Annotated in this window: 15 protein-coding genes; 5 read left to right on the top strand and 10 right to left on the bottom strand. The window is 48.5% G+C overall.

Going from position 1 to position 15,841, the window contains the following annotated elements:
• The first annotated feature begins 84 nt into the window (after nt 1-84).
• Nucleotides 85-1,035, top strand: coding sequence for a YeiH family protein (locus L5M29_RS11695; RefSeq protein WP_263148648.1), 951 nt, complete (start codon nt 85-87; stop codon nt 1,033-1,035).
• A 23-nt stretch (nt 1,036-1,058) separates the two neighbouring features.
• On the opposite strand, the gene L5M29_RS11690 is transcribed toward L5M29_RS11695, so the two are convergent.
• A complete protein-coding gene (locus L5M29_RS11690; RefSeq protein ID WP_105253023.1) occupies nt 1,059-1,205 on the bottom strand; it encodes a hypothetical protein in 147 nt (48 codons plus the stop codon).
• A 113-nt stretch (nt 1,206-1,318) separates the two neighbouring features.
• Entirely contained in the window at nt 1,319-1,864 is a 546-nt protein-coding gene (locus tag L5M29_RS11685; protein WP_012090629.1) for a helix-turn-helix transcriptional regulator, read from the bottom strand.
• A 145-nt stretch (nt 1,865-2,009) separates the two neighbouring features.
• On the opposite strand from L5M29_RS11685, the gene L5M29_RS11680 reads away from it, so the two are divergent.
• The 4 genes from L5M29_RS11680 to L5M29_RS11665 are packed head-to-tail and all read left to right on the top strand — an operon-like array spanning nt 2,010 to nt 7,615.
• Nucleotides 2,010-3,233: a metal transporter gene (locus tag L5M29_RS11680; protein WP_263167925.1), complete on the top strand. Its 1,224-nt coding sequence runs from the start codon at nt 2,010-2,012 to the stop codon at nt 3,231-3,233.
• Nucleotides 3,230-4,258, top strand: coding sequence for a membrane fusion-like protein (locus tag L5M29_RS11675; RefSeq protein WP_113940181.1), 1,029 nt, complete (start codon nt 3,230-3,232; stop codon nt 4,256-4,258). Before L5M29_RS11680 ends, L5M29_RS11675 begins: the two co-directional genes overlap by 4 nt.
• Nucleotide 4,259: 1 nt before the next feature.
• Nucleotides 4,260-7,313, top strand: coding sequence for an efflux RND transporter permease subunit (locus tag L5M29_RS11670; RefSeq protein ID WP_259521297.1), 3,054 nt, complete (start codon nt 4,260-4,262; stop codon nt 7,311-7,313).
• The gene (locus L5M29_RS11665) at nt 7,310-7,615 is read left to right on the top strand and encodes a DUF3240 family protein (protein WP_006079422.1); all 306 of its coding nucleotides are present in this window, start codon (nt 7,310-7,312) and stop codon (nt 7,613-7,615) included. Before L5M29_RS11670 ends, L5M29_RS11665 begins: the two co-directional genes overlap by 4 nt.
• Nucleotides 7,616-7,688: 73 nt before the next feature.
• Here the strand turns inward: L5M29_RS11665 and L5M29_RS11660 are convergent, their stop codons facing one another.
• The 8 genes from L5M29_RS11660 to L5M29_RS11625 all read right to left on the bottom strand — a co-directional run bounded on the left by L5M29_RS11660 (nt 7,689) and on the right by L5M29_RS11625 (nt 15,553).
• The gene (locus L5M29_RS11660) at nt 7,689-8,324 is read right to left on the bottom strand and encodes a paraquat-inducible protein A (protein ID WP_011845398.1); all 636 of its coding nucleotides are present in this window, start codon (nt 8,322-8,324) and stop codon (nt 7,689-7,691) included.
• A gap of 112 nt (nt 8,325-8,436) precedes the next feature.
• Nucleotides 8,437-9,627 (bottom strand): HD-GYP domain-containing protein, encoded by a 1,191-nt coding sequence (locus tag L5M29_RS11655; protein WP_263167924.1) that lies wholly within the window; start codon nt 9,625-9,627, stop codon nt 8,437-8,439.
• Nucleotides 9,628-9,870: 243 nt separating this feature from the next.
• The gene (locus tag L5M29_RS11650; RefSeq protein ID WP_113940178.1) at nt 9,871-10,101 is read right to left on the bottom strand and encodes a hypothetical protein; all 231 of its coding nucleotides are present in this window, start codon (nt 10,099-10,101) and stop codon (nt 9,871-9,873) included.
• 38 nt (nt 10,102-10,139) lie between these two features.
• The gene (locus L5M29_RS11645) at nt 10,140-10,877 is read right to left on the bottom strand and encodes a DNA-binding protein (RefSeq protein ID WP_113940177.1); all 738 of its coding nucleotides are present in this window, start codon (nt 10,875-10,877) and stop codon (nt 10,140-10,142) included.
• Nucleotides 10,878-10,906: 29 nt separating this feature from the next.
• Nucleotides 10,907-11,449, bottom strand: a complete 543-nt coding sequence (locus L5M29_RS11640) for a hypothetical protein (RefSeq protein WP_012588933.1) — start codon at nt 11,447-11,449, stop codon at nt 10,907-10,909.
• Entirely contained in the window at nt 11,442-12,122 is a 681-nt protein-coding gene (locus tag L5M29_RS11635) for an energy-coupling factor transporter transmembrane component T (RefSeq protein ID WP_113940176.1), read from the bottom strand. Before L5M29_RS11635 ends, L5M29_RS11640 begins: the two co-directional genes overlap by 8 nt.
• Nucleotides 12,112-13,482 carry an ATP-binding cassette domain-containing protein gene (locus tag L5M29_RS11630; protein WP_263167923.1) on the bottom strand — a complete coding sequence of 457 codons (1,371 nt, stop codon included), beginning with the start codon at nt 13,480-13,482 and terminating at the stop codon, nt 12,112-12,114. The genes L5M29_RS11635 and L5M29_RS11630 overlap by 11 nt, the downstream gene beginning before the upstream one ends.
• A 1-nt stretch (nt 13,483) precedes the next feature.
• Entirely contained in the window at nt 13,484-15,553 is a 2,070-nt protein-coding gene (locus L5M29_RS11625; protein ID WP_263167922.1) for a TonB-dependent receptor plug domain-containing protein, read from the bottom strand.
• Nucleotides 15,554-15,841 lie beyond the last annotated feature (288 nt).

Here is a 15,841-nt window from a genome sequence, read left to right as displayed (position 1 = left end):
AATTGATCGCCATTTTGTATCCGTCGCTTAATGTGAAGATCTGTGGTTGGAACGATAAACCGAATCGCTCGAGCCTAAGGCGTTATGAATTCTTCATCGACATCACAGCAAGATAATAAGACTCATCGCATCGTTTTCATCTGTGCGGGTTTGTTATGCCTCGCGCCTTTTATCTCATCGCCCATGGCGCTAGTGTTAGGTTTTACCTTAGCCAGCCTTGGTTGGGTGCCAGTGCAATGGAATATCGCCGCACTCACCAAAAAACTCCTGTCTTATTCGATCATTGGCTTAGGGTTTGGGATTAACTTAAACGCGGCGATCGAGGCGAGCACCCACAACTTCGGCCTGATTGTTGGCTCAATCTTTTTCACCCTCAGCTTAGGGTTTGTGCTCACCCGCGCCCTGAAATTTGATCATGTCACGGGCCACTTAATCGCCTCTGGTACCGCGATTTGCGGTGGCAGTGCCATTGCCGCAGTCGCTCCGGCCATCAATGCGCGTAACGATCAAACCGCCACTGCATTAGCCTGCGTATTTGTGCTCAATTCAGTCGCGCTATTTTTATTCCCCGCACTCGGCCACTTGCTCAATATGAGCCAATACGATTTTGGCGTGTGGAGCGCCATCGCCATCCACGATACTTCATCGGTTGTCGGCGCGGCTTCGGCCTACGGCGATGAAGCCTTAAAAACCGCAACAACCATAAAACTCGCCCGTGCCCTGTGGATTATCCCGATCGCATTAGTCAGCGCTATATTGTTTGGTGGCGATAAGCGCAAGCTTAACCTGCCGTATTTTATCGGTTTTTATTGTTTAGCCATTGCCGTAGCCCATTGGTTGCCACAATTCCACGCTGTTTATGACACCTTATTTATGGTGTCGAAACGGGCATTAGTCCTGTGTTTATTTTTGATTGGTGCAGGAATTACAGTGCAGAAAATGCGGGCGAGTGGCCCCAAACCTTTGTTACTTGGGGTGATGCTGTGGGCAGCGATTGGTATCACGTCTTTAGTGTATATTCTTTATTTTCAATAGCTAAGATTTAACTCAAAGCCAATCTACTCTGCCGTCGGCTTCATTCGCCAAGCCCAGTAGAGGACGCCAACAAAGGCGGAGAATTCGATAAGTGAACGCACGAGTCCTGTGGTTTGCGTCGAAGCGACCAAGGCAATCAGGCAAAACACGATAATCAGCCAGTTTTTCAATTGCATCTTCCTGCAAACTTAGGGGATGCTCATTATTGTTTAGAACTAAAAACTCAGCAAATATCGATTTTCAATAACAAATAGCTATAACAGCTAAGCCAATCCTGCGTTGATTAAGCCGCCTTAGGGCTTGATGCCGCTTCATTCGCAGCAAGATCTTGATTATGTTCTTGAATAAAATCTTCCATAAACCAAGCGCAAAAAGTATGGCGTCCATCGACTGCCGCTTTACCGTAAATGGTCGATGCCTGTTGTCTGACGGTTTTTTCTTTAGTCTGGCGCACTTCGGCAATTTCTTTAAAGCTTAAGCCCTTAAGTAATAAAAATGCCACTTGCTGCTCACTCTTAGTAAAGCCCCAAGTCTCGAATTGCTGCGACACAGCTTGGCTGTATTCTTGTCTGGCAGAGCGCATTTGCGTCGACATATTGTCGATTTTTTTATCCGCATGCTCCAACCGTTTAGCTAACGCTTTCACCTCGCGGGAGCGACGAATAAGGTCATAACTTAAGTACATGGCACCAATCACAGTGAGCACTAATAACATGGCTTCCTGAGCAATATGCCATTGGGGAATGCCTAATTGAATGTCGGATGAGATGTCAAAAAGCTTAAAGCATATGATCAAGGCCAACAGACCAATAATGACAAGATCCTTCATCGAAAAACTCCTAAATAAAAGCAAAATCAACCAATTAATTTATGGGACATATGTACCATAGACGGTTTTATGATACATGTCCCCCACGACTTTCGCCCACCAATCCCTACACTGACAGCACACTTTATTACCATAGAATCGTCCTATGTCTGTCAGTACGTCTTGTATCAAGTTATGTCTGTTGGCGACCTTAGTCAGCAGCAGTTTCCTGTGCCACGCCGCGAATTCCGAGCTATCTCAAGCACTCTCCACCAGCCAAGCTAGATTACATTCTCTATCTCAATCGGGCGGCCAGTTACCGCAATCACAAATAAGCTTGAGCAGCTCAGCTTGGCTCAATGGCCTGCCGAGCATTAGCCTGAGTCACTTAGGTAGCCTAGATAATGGTAACAGCTACGAGCAGGAACTCTCACTCAATTTGCCAATAAAATCCCCTGCTTTGCACAGCAGCGACAAGCAGATTAAACAACTCACCCAAAGCATTCAGGCGCAACAAGTCGCGCTGCAAGGCCTGTATTTATCGGGATTATTGCGACAAAGCCTGTGGGAACATCGTCTTGCTGCAGTGAAACTGGCCCAATTAGATCGCAAGAGCCAATTACTCGACAAACTCCATAGTCAGCAAAAGCAACTCACAGATGCGGGCGAACTGCCGATTGCCCACATACTCTTGTTAGAGCGCGAACTGGTGGATATTGCACTGGAGCGGGTCGATCTTAATCAGCAACAGGCCGAGGCGCGTGCCCTCTATCAACAACTCACCGGACAAGAGCAAATACCGCAGAACATAGCCGAAACCGCGCGGCCACTTTCTGCCAACAACCAACCCAATGACATGCTCGCGCAGCATCCATTATGGCAACTACTGAGCCTGCAGAAGCAGCAACAGCTGTTGATCATCCAGAGTCAGCAAGCAGGGAATAACGATCCTTGGGCAGTCTCACTCACGGCCAAAAATACCGCCGATAATCAAGTCGATGATCAACAGCTTGGCATCGCCGTTTCTGTACCACTGACTTTGGGTTCTGCCCTATCACAAACCGAATTATCCCAATGGCAACAAGCCAATACCGAGCACACGCTCAACCTCGACCGTACCTATATCGAGCTGAAAACTCAGCTTAAAAAGCTAGAGCAACAGCAACAAAACTTACTCGACCAACAAACATTGCTGACTCAAGCATTACACCTTAGCCGCACCATCACAGAGGAGCTGGCTAAGGTCAAAGACCAAAACCAAGTTAGCTACGAAGTCTGGCTGCGCCGCTATATGGATGCGCTCGATACCGAATCCCGCTTGGCACTGAACCAAGTCGCGCAGCAACAACTGCACTCCCAACAACTGCAAGCCTTAGGAATTTCATTATGATGGCCAAATACGGCGCATGCCTTTTCTGTTTATCCGCCAGTATTGCCACCTTAGTGCAGGCTGAATCCCTAACAATTAGCTCCCTCGGTAATCTAGACCTGAGTTATGTGCAACCACAGAAAGTCGCCAGTTATGAGGGCAGCCCGTTGCCCGCGCAGGTTGAAATCCTCCCCGGTAACGATTACTGGATCAGCACACCGGAGAATATCCAGCAGATCAGCTTTCTCGTCGGCCAAGGCCAGCTCGTCACTAAAGGCCAAGCAATAGTTAAACTGACTGGGCCAGAAGTGTTCCACTACCTCGCCCAAGTCGAAGCCGCTGGCAGCTTATATCAACTGGCAAAGAGCCGTTATGAGCGCAATAAACCCTTATTAAACAATGGCAGTATTAGCGCAGAAAAATGGCAAGAGATCAGCAAAGACTACTTCAGCACTCACCTCGAATACGAGCACATGCAGCATTTTATGGAGATAGTCAAAAGCACAGATGCCGCCACAGACTCCCTAGTGGTAGGCACGCCAGTGGCGGGGATCGTTAAACTCAACCAAGTGAATGGACCTTATATGGCAGGTTCACAGCTATTCTCACTGGTGCCCAGCGACAGCATTCGCGTCAAGGTCAGTGTGCCAATGAGTCAGTCACATTCGCTCTCGGCGGTGAATATCAATCAGTGTCATATCGCCATTGAGTCCGTGTCGGCCATCGCCGAAGGTGCCTTTGTGACCGCTTGGTCATCACCCTTGCCGCAGGAATGTAACTTACTGTTAGGACAACAGATCACTGTGATACCCGAGTATCAAAAGGCGGTGTATTTATTGCCTAAAAATAGCGTATTCAGTTGGGAGCAAGACAGCCAAGTCTTCACTAAAACCGCAGACACGCTCACCTCGATTACGATCGATATTCTCGGTTCAACCCCAGAGCAATATATCGTTGAAAGCGATCAAGATCTCAGCCAAATCCAAGTGTTATCCCAGTCAGTTGCTGCAGTCAAAGGCATAATGCTTGGCCTAGGAGGCGAATAAGATGTTGACCTCAGTCATCCGCTTTTCGCTTACGCAGCGCTTATTTGTGCTGATTGTGGCGCTGATCATCATGTTAGCGGGAGCGCGAGCCTGGTTTTCCATTCCCTTGGATGCCTTTCCCGATATTTCGCCCACCCAAGTGAAAATCATCCTCAAGGCGCCCGGCATGACGCCGGAGGAAATCGAAGCGCAAATTACCGTGCCGATTGAAACCGAACTGTTAGGTATTCCCCATCAATCGATTCTGCGCTCGACCACTAAATACGCCATCAGCGATATCACCCTCGATTTTGACGAAGGCACAGATATCTATTGGGCGCGCCAGCAGGTGAGCGAACGCATCGCAGCCGTGTGGGACAGTTTCCCTGAAGGTGTGACGGGCGGCGTAGCGCCAATGAGTACGCCGCTCAGCGAAATCTTTATGTTTTCACTCGAAAATCCCAATCTTTCGCTGATGGAAAGACGGCAGTTGCTCGAATGGGAAATCCGTCCGCTACTACGAACCGTTGCAGGTGTCGCCGATGTGAATATCCTCGGTGGCTATGCCAAAAGCTTTAGTGTGACCCCCAAACCTGCGGCTATGGCGGCCGCGGGCGTAAGTTTTGCGGCGCTGCAACAGGCGATAGTGGAGAATAATCACAACGAAGGTGCGGGCAAGCTCACTATTGGTACAGATACCATCATAGTCCGCGCCGAAGGCCGCATCGATGACATCGACGAACTCAAACAATTAGTGATCAAGGCCGATGATGCCAGAGTGTATCGACTGCAGGATTTGGCCGATATTCAAATTGGCCACTTAGCCCGCTATGGCGCAGTGACTAAAGACGGCAACGAAACCGCCGAAGCGTTAATCATCGCCCTGAAAGACGCTAATACCGCACAAGTGGTGAAAAACATTAAGGAAAAGCTCGATCAAATCAGCCTAACCTTGCCAGAAGGGAGCCAGATAAACACCTTTTACGACCGCGCGAATCTGATCAATACCGCGATTGATACCATCTCCAATGCCTTATTCGAAGCCGTAGTGCTAGTGATCATCTTGCTGGCGTTGTTTTTAGGTAACGTGCGCGCCGCATTGGTCGTGTCACTCTCGCTACCACTCGCCGCGCTGATGACGTTTTTGATGATGGATTACTTTAATCTTTCTGCGAACTTAATGAGCCTAGGCGGGCTCGTTATCGCCATAGGCATGTTAGTGGATTCATCTGTGGTCGTAGTCGAAAACATGGTGAATCTCATCGCGACTAAGCAGAGATTACCCCGACTGCATTTGATTTTTCGCGCGACCAAGGACGTTGCCATTCCCGTGGTGTCGGGCACAGTGATCGTCATGATAGTGTTCTCGCCCTTGCTGACCTTGAGCGGGCTCGAAGGCAAACTCTTTACCCCAGTTGCGGTCACTATCGTGTTTGCCATGCTATCGGCGCTGGTGTTGTCGTTAACTGTTATTCCGGTTATCGCCTCTTACCTCGTCAACGAAAAAGCCGCCAAGGAACCTAAGGCGATTGAAAAGCTTAAACAGCTTTATCTGGGCAGCCTCAAGAGCACGTTTAGCCATCAAAAACGCTTTATAGTGATCGCCTTTAGTTTGCTTATTGTCAGCTTAGGCTTGTTCGGGTTAGTGGGAAAAACCTTTATGCCGACCTTAGATGAGGGCGACATTATTCTGCAGTTGGAGAAGTCTCCGTCGATTTCACTCGAGGCTTCGATTGCCATCGACAAGCAAATTCAGCAAACTTTGCTGGCTAAAGTACCTGAAATCAAACAGATGGTGGCGCGTACTGGCGCGGATGAAATCGGCTTAGATCCCATGGGACTCAATGAAACCGATGTGTTCTTAGAACTTTTGCCCCGCAGCGAATGGCGCTTTGCAAATAAAGAAGCGCTTATCGATGCGATCCGCACTGTGTTATTGGACTATCCCGGCGTTAATTTTAACTTCACTCAACCGATCCAAATGCGCGTATCCGAAATGCTCACCGGCAGCATTGGCGACGTGGCGATCAAGGTCTTTGGTAACGATATCGACACCTTAGGTCAGCTCACGAGCCAAATCCAACAGCTGGTTAATGCCACCAGCGGCAGCGTCGATGTGAAAATGGCGATGATCGAAGGCAGTCCTTTTATCAACCTCACCTTAGATAACGAGCTCGCCCGAGGCTTTGGCATGAGCACCATGGAGTTTGCCCGCTACCTGAAAAGCCAGCTCGAAGGCGTAATCGTGACCGAAGTGCTACAAGGTAAAAAGCGCACACCCGTGCTGATTGCTAACAATCAGAGCCACTTAAGCAGCATTAATGAACTTAAAAATCAGTTACTGGTGATGCCAGATCACTCCTTAAAACGCCTGAGTGATGTCGCCACCTTAAGCTATAAGCAAGGCCCCATCCTTATCGAGCGTGAGCAAGGGAATCGCTTTTCAGTGATAACCACCAACGTGCAAGGTCGCGATATCGTGAGTTTTGTAGAAGAGCTCAACGCTAAAATCGCGCAGGAAATCAAACTTCCGAGCGGTTATAGCGTGAGTTTTGGTGGCGAGTTTGAAAACCAACAGCGGGCCACCAGCAATTTACTACTAGTGATCCCCATTGCTATCGCACTGATCACCCTGATTTTATTCACCACATTTGGCTCACTGGCCAAAGCGGGCTTAATCCTCGCTAACGTTCCCTTCGCTATGATGGGCGGCATAGTTAGCCTGTATTTATCGGGGGAATATTTGTCCGTGCCCGCCTCGGTTGGCTTTATCGCCCTACTCGGCGTCGCTGTGCTCAATGGCGTGGTGATGGTCAGCTATTACGAACAAACCAAGCACATGTTCAGCAACCTGCGCGAACGGGTGGAACAAGGTGCGGCGCGGCGTTTACGCCCCATTTTGATGACAGCGACTACGGCGATGTTTGGTCTTATGCCGCTGGTGTTTGCCTCGGGCCCTGGGGCTGAAATTCAAAAACCTTTAGCGATTGTGGTGATTGGCGGTCTGCTCACTTCAACCATTACCACACTGTATTTACTGCCAATTCTGTATTTTTGGCTGGAGAAACGTAAATGAGCACAGAACAACTGTTAGTACTGATCGCCCAAAATGATATTAAGGACGACATAGTCGATACCTTGATAGAGTTGGAGTTTCTATCGGGTTTTAGCCTAGGGAATATTTGTGGTTTTAGCCGTGAACATAGCCATTTTAATATCAAGGAACAAGTGGAAGGTTATCGGGAGTTTTGCAAATTCGAAATCATGCACCCCGCTGCACAACAAGCGGCGCTACTCGCGGCGCTGGCTTTGGTCTGCAAACATAATCCCTGTCGCTATTGGATTATGCCCATTTATCAAAATGGCACTCTGTCTTAATCTAGATTGATGTCGATCTCACTGAGCAAGGCATACTCACTTTGTCACTAAAGTCAGTATGCCTTTAAAATAGCTAAAGAATTGGCGTTGGACGCCGCACTAAAAACCCACTCAGGATCGATAAAATGCAGTAAGCGGTAAAGAAGTAAAAACCGTTTTCAAATTGTGCCTGTGTTTTTAACATTTCCCCCATGCCACCTGAGGCGTTCCCCGCCATAAAGGTGATGATCAGCGCTACCACAAACACATCGGCCATCGACCACTTGGCGAGTGCGTTGACGACGGCATTAATCCTCAGTTTCAGACCAATCGAACTCACACATTGCTGTGCCAGCATTAAACTCAACTTCAAGGCAGGCACCACCACGCTGAATAACATCACTAATCCTGCGACGAGCCCGTTCCCAGAGTGATAAAGTTCGGTCACCGTCCCCCAAATACTACGGGTTTTCTGCAACACTTCGACTTCGCCCTTAAGGCTATTGAGCCCAAGCAAACCACTGACCATACTCAGCATACCGCGAGCGCTGTCGCGCCCCGAGTCTTCATCGAAACGTTGAGCAACTTGCTCTATGCCCTGCTCGGTCAGCTTGGCCTTATCGATAGTGCCGCTAATGCTCAAAATAGGTTGAGTCACCCCAGGGATTAATAAAGCCAAAGATAAGAGAATGATAAAAATAGGAAATAATGATTTCATAGCACTGTTCATCCCATTGCCAGACTGGAGAAGACATTCAGTTTACGGTTTTTAGCGCAGGCTCTGCAATCGTTCACACCAGCCATCGACTTAGATGACCGGCATTAGAGACAAGATTTGAGGATTAATAGAAAGGCGTTGGATCGATATCCAATGAACTCGGTGACACGCCGCGCTCGATATACAACTCAGATTTTAATAAATCCACCATAGCGACATCTGTGTAACGTTTTACTTTTAAAGAATAAAAGCACTTTACGATCGGATGCAGTGCATCTCTGTCCTTCGAGGCCCAGACAATACCAATTCGGCCGTCCGATAATTCAACTAAGGAACCCACAGGGTAAACACCAATACAACGAATAAACTCATAGACCAATCCTTGATCTAAGTGAAATGGCGTCAGACTGAGTAAAATTTTAAAGGCCGCGGCAGGACTCATTGCCTCTTTGTAACAGCGCGTTGCAGTTAACGCATCGAAGATATCGACGATACAACTCATACGACCGTGGTGAGGGATTTCATCGTCTTTCAATCCCCTTGGATAACCACGGCCATCTAACTTTTCATGGTGCATCAAGCAGATATCTTTACTGATCTGCGACAGACCAGTAGTTTCGTTCATAATTTCAAGCGCATACACTTGATGCAGCTTCATATGTTCGAACTCTTCTGGTGTCAGTTTGCCCGGCTTGTGTAGCACTTTATTATCGACTTTAATCTTGCCAATATCGTGCAAAATACCACCGACCGCCATTTGCCGCAGCATATCGCGATCCAGCTGTAGATATTTACCAAAGGTTACCAGCAGAAAGGCGACATTCACTGAATGTTCGAGTAGGTAGGCATCTTTTGAACGGAGCGCAGACATACATTTAAGTGCATCAGCATCTAACATGACAGACTCAATCATGGTATCGGCTAACGCTTCGAAGGGCGCAACTTCGATGGCTTTACCTTCGAAGGTTTCGGATAACACTTTACGAATAAGATCTTTCGCTTCGGTCAGCATAACCTTAGCTTGAGCTTGTTGTTTATCGCGACTCACTAGCGCTTTTCGATTGTCGGGTTGACTATCATTAGTCGATTTTTTCTTTAACCCACAATGTTCTGCCGAACGCTCAGTGTCCACCCAAACGAATTTGATGCCACTTTTGGCCAGTTTTAAAATTGCATCCTTATGTTTAATTTGTCCAGCATTTGCAATAGCAAGTTGACCCTGATCATTTTTGTCTATGGCACTGACAAACATACCTAATGTCAATTGCGACACTGGTAATTTGATAAGCTCAACTGTTTCTGCCGACTCACTCATATCTACAACCCCAAGGATGATGTGCCTGAATAAAATATCAACTTAACCATACGACATTAAAGCGACTTACGCTCAAATGTTCTGTTGTTATTTTTGATTATTATAGAACAGACGTGAGGGGCATTATAAGACGAGGATTAGAAAATCACCATAGACTTTCTTGGTAAACAAAATGCCCTAAACAGGATGCGATGGAATAAGGGCCTAAGGCTTAGGCAAGGCACATTTCACACTCTCACTTTTTCAATAAATGCCTAAGGCTAAGCATTCGAAACCGGCGACCATCCAGCGGCGATATTGGCAGTTGTAGCAGGAGCGGGGCTCATCGTCGATCTGCTCGTCTTCATCATCTGGGATAAAATGCGTGCACAGCTTGGCCACTTGCCTCGCCTGTGGATATTGAGCCAGTCCCGCCTTAAAAATCCAGCGGTCATCCTTTAATTCAAATGCATGTTCGACCAAGTTGAGATCCATTTAGCACTCTCTTTTTAAACTCTTTCACTAAACTTGCTCTAGTAGGCTTGCAGGGCTTGCTTGCCCGCATTGCGCCATTGTTCTGCCTCTTGGTGAACGAGCAATACAAACTGGTGATCAAGGTATACAGCTTTCACTTTGCCCTTCAGTTGCACTCGCTCATCAAGCGCAAGTCGATACTTGTCCGTACTCATCACAGCATCAAGTCCGGTTTGTTCTAGGATGTCGGCAACGCTGAGTTCGAGTGAAACATCCTCAAATTGGCCAAGTTTAATCTGGCCTTTTACCCGACCGTCGCTGCCCATCAAACGTAGCCCTAATCCCGCTAACGCTCCAATAACACCTTGGCCTGTGCCGCCATGTTCGGTCAGCTGAATATTAAGTTGTTCAGCCAAATCATAGGTCGCCGCTTTCGTAATCACTTCAACCTTAGCTCTGCGGCCAAAATCCATTAAAGCCGCGGCATCATAGTCAGAGTCGACATCGAGTATGGCGATGCCAGGATCTGCCGCAGGAGCCGATTCCGCGACCAAATGCGCAACGGCATGTTGATGGATCTCGGCCTGCGTCAGTGGCGAGCGCAGCGCAAAACACATGGCACTATTATGTGAGGTATAAGGAATATCGGGGTGCACAAACAATTGATGCCGCGTCACAAAGGAAGCATGGCCGCCCGACATATTGGCGAGCAGATGGGCAATTTCCTCGGCAATTTCGCCCGTACCCTTAGTGCCTATATCATCGGTATCGTCGATACAAATCAGCCAATTTTTCATCTGCATTTCCTAAAGCTCTAAAAAGGTTTTTAAAATTTATCACGGTGTAACAGGTCATGAGCTTTTAATCGCGTCAGCACAGGCGGTACAAGCAAGGCGCCCAGAGTGGCGAAGAAGCCGCCTTTTAATACACTCAAGCCCCATTGAATCAACACGACATCCAGCGCCATGCCCGCAAGCACATTGGTGAGTGCTACTTTACCTGCCCAAGCGATACAGCCAGCAATGCCCAAGATCACGCAGCGCCAATGCAGGTTCATACTGAGCGGCAAGAGTAAGGCAACGAGATCCATTGCTATGGCAGGCAAGGCAAACTTCAGTAAAATCATAGGCCCGCCTTTACCTACGCCTAAAGCCATAGCCACTATGCCCGCGATAGCACCGCATGCCGTCATACTGCCGAAACGACCTAACACGCCATAACAGATCAGATAAAAGAAGCTCATCAGGAACATGCTGTGACCAGACAAGCCCAGTTTCAGCCTTAACATGCCCGTTAATGCCACCAGCAAGGTGGCGCAAAAGCCGACAAATAAGGAGTCTTGTAGACTCAGCGGGATTTTTTTAGTCATTTTTGTCTCTCGGTGAATGCCAATGTGTTGGCCGTTGCGCTAAACCAAAGTGACGGCTCTGCGCTGCAACGGCCATCTGGCGAGATAATTTAAGTAATTGGATTAAGACGGGAAACAACACGCAATACACCAACTCGGACCAATTTTTAGGGTTACGCAGCGCCTTAGGTGTAATGCGAGCCCCGCGCAGACACTGGATCTGATATATCTCGCGAATTTCATCTGCCATATAGGGCAATAAACTTAAGGATGCCGCGACCACAAAGGCCCACTTGGTCGGTAAAAACGCACTTAACACTTCACCAATCCGCTCGGGAGCAGCCGTAATACACAACCACCAACCGGGAATGGTCGCCAAAATAATACGCGCAACCACCACGGCGCCTTGGGCTAAATATTCAACGCCATAGAGGATTAAATACAGACTCAAAGTGATGCTCAATTGCACTAAACCTAGCTTTAGCACGCCCCAAATACTGCCGCGTCGCAGCAAACCGTGGATAACAAGCAGTCCATTAAGTCCAGCTAATGGCAAGAGTAAAGCAGCGGGCAATACAAAAGCACAGGCTGAGAGCACGCACACCAATAGCAGCGACAACGCACAGAGTGCCGTTTCCCGCCGCTCATAACTCCAATGCCGCAGCGCGCGTAGGCGCCGACAACTAGCCCACATAACGCTCTCCTGTTTCAATCAATTCCTCCACCAATAGACCATTACGCAAACTCAATTGCCATGATACAGCGCTGTGTTCAATGCTTCTGTGACTGCTAAGCAAAATAGCGCAACCTTGCGAGCTTAACCGCTTCAGCAAGTACCACACTTTGCCGTAGTAATGCTTATCCATCCCCGCCAATGGATCGTCCAAAAGCAGCACCTTAGGGCGTAAACAGGCAAGTGACGCTAAGGCAATCAAGTGCTGTTGACCGTAGGATAATTTGTGGGGCGACAGCTGAGCTAAGCTAAATAAATCCAATTCATCCAACATCTGCGCCGCGCGTTCTTTGGGGAGTTCAAAACGCCTAAGGCTAAACTGCATTTCGGCCAGCACGCTGGTCTCGAATAATTGTCGACTCGGCCTTTGCATCAGCAGACCCAGCTCAGCGCCATAAATCCCCAATTTAGGCCTTCGCCCTAGCACTTTAAGGGGAAGACGCTGCCTTAAACTGTGCACGCCCGCTATAGTTTTCAATAGACTCGTTTTACCAGAGCCGTTATCTCCCACTAAGGTCACTATCTCACCCGCCTGCAGTTGAAATCCCTGCGGACACGCAAATAATGTGGGACAAGCATCGAACCCAAAATCAAAGGCTTCGGCGCTGACCAAGACTTTACCTAAGTGCTCAAACTTAGGCTGATTACGCCACGCAGGCGCCTCAGTTTGCGGCGCATCGGTCACGGTATAGACGCCTTCGGATAGCTTGCCGGCCTCTAACTGCCAGTAATGCTGAATAATCTCAGCGAAGGCCGAGGCGTTATGTTCAACCAACACTAGCGCCATGCCATCTTGGATAAGATTGCGGAGCACGACCAGCAGCTCACTCACACCGTGATCATCGAGTTGTGCCCAAGGCTCATCGAGCAGCAGTAAATGCGGCTCGCACACCAGTTGAGCGGCTATCATTAAACGATATTTTTGACCAAGGGAAAGCGTGCTGACTTGGGTATCGAGACGCAGATACAAGCCCACGCGTCGCAGAGCCAATTGCACTTTAGGCAGCATTTGCTCAGCGGGAATGCCGAGGTTTTCTAGCGCGAAAGCCACTTCGGCGCCAACGGTTTGCCGAAGTAGCTGAGTTTGCGGGTCCTGCATCACCAGACCCGTAACCAGTTGTGGGTAACGCCAGATGTCGCCTTCATGCGGGCGATTTAACACGCCCGCCAGTAGGTTTAGCAGACTCGATTTCCCAGAGCCCGTAGGACCGCTCACGCAATGGCATTGGCCAGTGCCAATGGCCAAGTTTACCTCCTGCAATACAGTCGGTAACTGGCTACCATAGTTGAAGCTAACGCCTTCGAGCGCTAGGAGTTTCATCTTAGATCTGCCAGTTCACACCGATGAAGATCTGTCGTCCCGCCTGTGGCAGAGCTTCACTCTGGTAGTAGTTTTCATCCAGCAAGTTAGTCGCACGTAGGTAAACATCTAACTTGTCACGAATTAATGGCTGTACCAGATTTACGTCCACTAAGGTGTAGTTGTCTAACGACTGCTGTTGATATTGGGTCTGACCGCCAACCTTCACCTGCGTCGCATAGACTTGGTCTAAAATACGCTCCACGTTGAGGTGAACTTGAGTCTCGAAGGGAAACTCGTAACTCATCTGCCAACGTAACTGGTGACGTGGACGATATTGCAAGGCATCTAAGGTATCGTCGCCGTCTATCTCTTCTGAATCGAGAAAACTATAGGAGAAGCTCAGATCTAAGTGCTCGATCGCATGGTTATTGATTTGGAAATCGACCCCTTTGAACTTATAACGCCCCATATTTTGGTAGAAACCATCGACATCTTTGGCGATGTAATTTTTCGCATCCGTGTAATAACCATAAAGGGAGAAATCGGTACTCGCCGGCAGATTCTGCTCTAAACCCAGCTCCACATGCTTAGACTCTTCGGCTTCTAAATCACGATTACCAGATAGCTGTGAATACAAGTTCACCATAGAGGGGAAGCGCACTTTACGTGCCACACTTAAACTTAAACGAGAATCCTGCGCCGCCTGCCAATAACTGGAGGCCATGGCCGAATAGTTGCCATCGGTACTATCTGCAGTGTCGAGTGAATGATAAGCGCCACCTAAGGTAAAGCCGTACTGCAGCTCAGATTGATACTGATACTCAGCCGCGGCCGTATATAGCCAAGCGGAATCATTTAAGTTCTCGGCGCCACCTGTACCTGTTCCACCACCTGTACCTGTTCCACCACCTGTACCTGTTCCACCACCTGTGCCTGTTCCGCCGCCAGAACCGGTAGTGCCACCATTATTGCTGCCTGTATTAGCCGTATAAGTATCGACGACTGACTTCCAGCTTTGTTTCTCGGCAATGACTGAGGTCGTGAATAAACCCGCGGTATGCAAGTCTGTGATTAACTGCAGATTGACGCCTTGCACAACCGAGCGCCCATCTTGCGACAGCGTAACAGCCTGATAGGTTTCATCGGCATAGGAGGCTTCTAAGGTATCGCTTTGATTGTGATAGCCAAAGCCACGTAGGGTGAAAGTGTCATCAAATTGATGCGCTAACCCCAGTTGGAAAGTATGCGCGTCATAGTCATCGGTACGTTCGAATTTCAACTTGCCGCTCCCAGTACCGTCACGGGCAGGTTTTCCCCATTCGCCACTGCGCAGCGCCATATTGGCAATCAATTGGGTCTTGTCGGATAACCAGTAACTGCCTTGGGCATAAACGTTAGTGACTTCTTTATCCGAGTTAACGCGCAGCTCACCATCTTGGTATTGTGTCGGCTCAAAGTCATTGGACATAGGGAAACCATCGGTTTGCTGCCGACTGACACTGACCAAACCTTGCCAATCGTCACCCGAACCTGCGGCGCTGATATCGCCATTAAATGTATTGTCTTTGCCGGCTTCGAGGCGCCCCGCCAGTGCTGGCGCCGTACTGCCCTGTTTAGTAATAATGTTGATCACGCCGCCCGCACCACTTGGACCGTAAAGCACAGATGTCGGGCCGACAGACACTTCTACCGAGGCGATTTGGCTTGTGGGAATGATACTCGGGTCGAACTGACCATCGTCGGCGCTGCTCATAGGCACACCATTGACCAACAAAGTCACATGGCGAGTTTTAAAACCACGAATATCAACCCTTGGTGTTCCGTCACCACCAACACGAATGTACACACCCGGCACATTCTTTAAGACTTGATCTAGACTTTGCGCTCCGGTTGCACGGATCTCTTCTTCACTAATGCTCCAATGGGTCGTCGCCATTTCACTGGCTTCTCCGCCGTCACCATGCACGACGATCACTTCATTGATATTGAGTCGCGGATCACGGGCGATTTCATCGGCTTGAACAGTAAAACTAAGACCAATAGCTAAGGCTAAAGATGACACTCTAAAGAGGGTATTCGTGGTAATCATATTATTGTTGTCACGTAGAAAATTTAAGATGTGCCAGCTATTGTGGACCGCGATTATTCTGTCTCAACCGAAAAACGTTTAAAAACCAACCTAGATCGACTAATTACGACAAAGGGAAAGTACATTTAGCGACTAAGAGACAAAATGTCCACCGAGGGTGACTTGCCCGACAAAAAGACCCACTCAAGTCACATTTTTTATCAGCGTAAAATGAGACTATGGCGAAAGTCACACGATAGGGCCTTACATCTTGACACACTCGACCGTGGCCTTTAATTTGAGCGAAAG

Origin of the sequence: Shewanella sp. SM95 (assembly GCF_025653595.1) — a bacterium.
In the GTDB taxonomy this organism is placed as follows: domain Bacteria; phylum Pseudomonadota; class Gammaproteobacteria; order Enterobacterales; family Shewanellaceae; genus Shewanella; species Shewanella oncorhynchi.
This window is presented reverse-complemented; position numbering and strand designations above follow the sequence as displayed.

Excerpts from the sequence above, each read along its gene's own strand:
- L5M29_RS11630 (WP_263167923.1), bottom strand. The coding sequence starts at position 13,482 with ATGAAACTCCTAGCGCTCGAAGGCGTTAGCTTCAACTATGGTAGCCAG.
- L5M29_RS11665 (WP_006079422.1), top strand. The coding sequence starts at position 7,310 with ATGAGCACAGAACAACTGTTAGTACTGATCGCCCAAAATGATATTAAG.
- L5M29_RS11695 (WP_263148648.1), top strand. The coding sequence starts at position 85 with ATGAATTCTTCATCGACATCACAGCAAGATAATAAGACTCATCGCATC.
- L5M29_RS11680 (WP_263167925.1), top strand. The coding sequence starts at position 2,010 with ATGTCTGTCAGTACGTCTTGTATCAAGTTATGTCTGTTGGCGACCTTA.
- L5M29_RS11685 (WP_012090629.1), bottom strand. The coding sequence starts at position 1,864 with ATGAAGGATCTTGTCATTATTGGTCTGTTGGCCTTGATCATATGCTTT.
- L5M29_RS11640 (WP_012588933.1), bottom strand. The coding sequence starts at position 11,449 with ATGACTAAAAAAATCCCGCTGAGTCTACAAGACTCCTTATTTGTCGGC.
- L5M29_RS11645 (WP_113940177.1), bottom strand. The coding sequence starts at position 10,877 with ATGAAAAATTGGCTGATTTGTATCGACGATACCGATGATATAGGCACT.
- L5M29_RS11660 (WP_011845398.1), bottom strand. The coding sequence starts at position 8,324 with ATGAACAGTGCTATGAAATCATTATTTCCTATTTTTATCATTCTCTTA.
- L5M29_RS11675 (WP_113940181.1), top strand. The coding sequence starts at position 3,230 with ATGATGGCCAAATACGGCGCATGCCTTTTCTGTTTATCCGCCAGTATT.
- L5M29_RS11650 (WP_113940178.1), bottom strand. The coding sequence starts at position 10,101 with ATGGATCTCAACTTGGTCGAACATGCATTTGAATTAAAGGATGACCGC.
- L5M29_RS11655 (WP_263167924.1), bottom strand. The coding sequence starts at position 9,627 with ATGAGTGAGTCGGCAGAAACAGTTGAGCTTATCAAATTACCAGTGTCG.
- L5M29_RS11635 (WP_113940176.1), bottom strand. The coding sequence starts at position 12,122 with ATGTGGGCTAGTTGTCGGCGCCTACGCGCGCTGCGGCATTGGAGTTAT.
- L5M29_RS11670 (WP_259521297.1), top strand. The coding sequence starts at position 4,260 with ATGTTGACCTCAGTCATCCGCTTTTCGCTTACGCAGCGCTTATTTGTG.
- L5M29_RS11625 (WP_263167922.1), bottom strand. The coding sequence starts at position 15,553 with ATGATTACCACGAATACCCTCTTTAGAGTGTCATCTTTAGCCTTAGCT.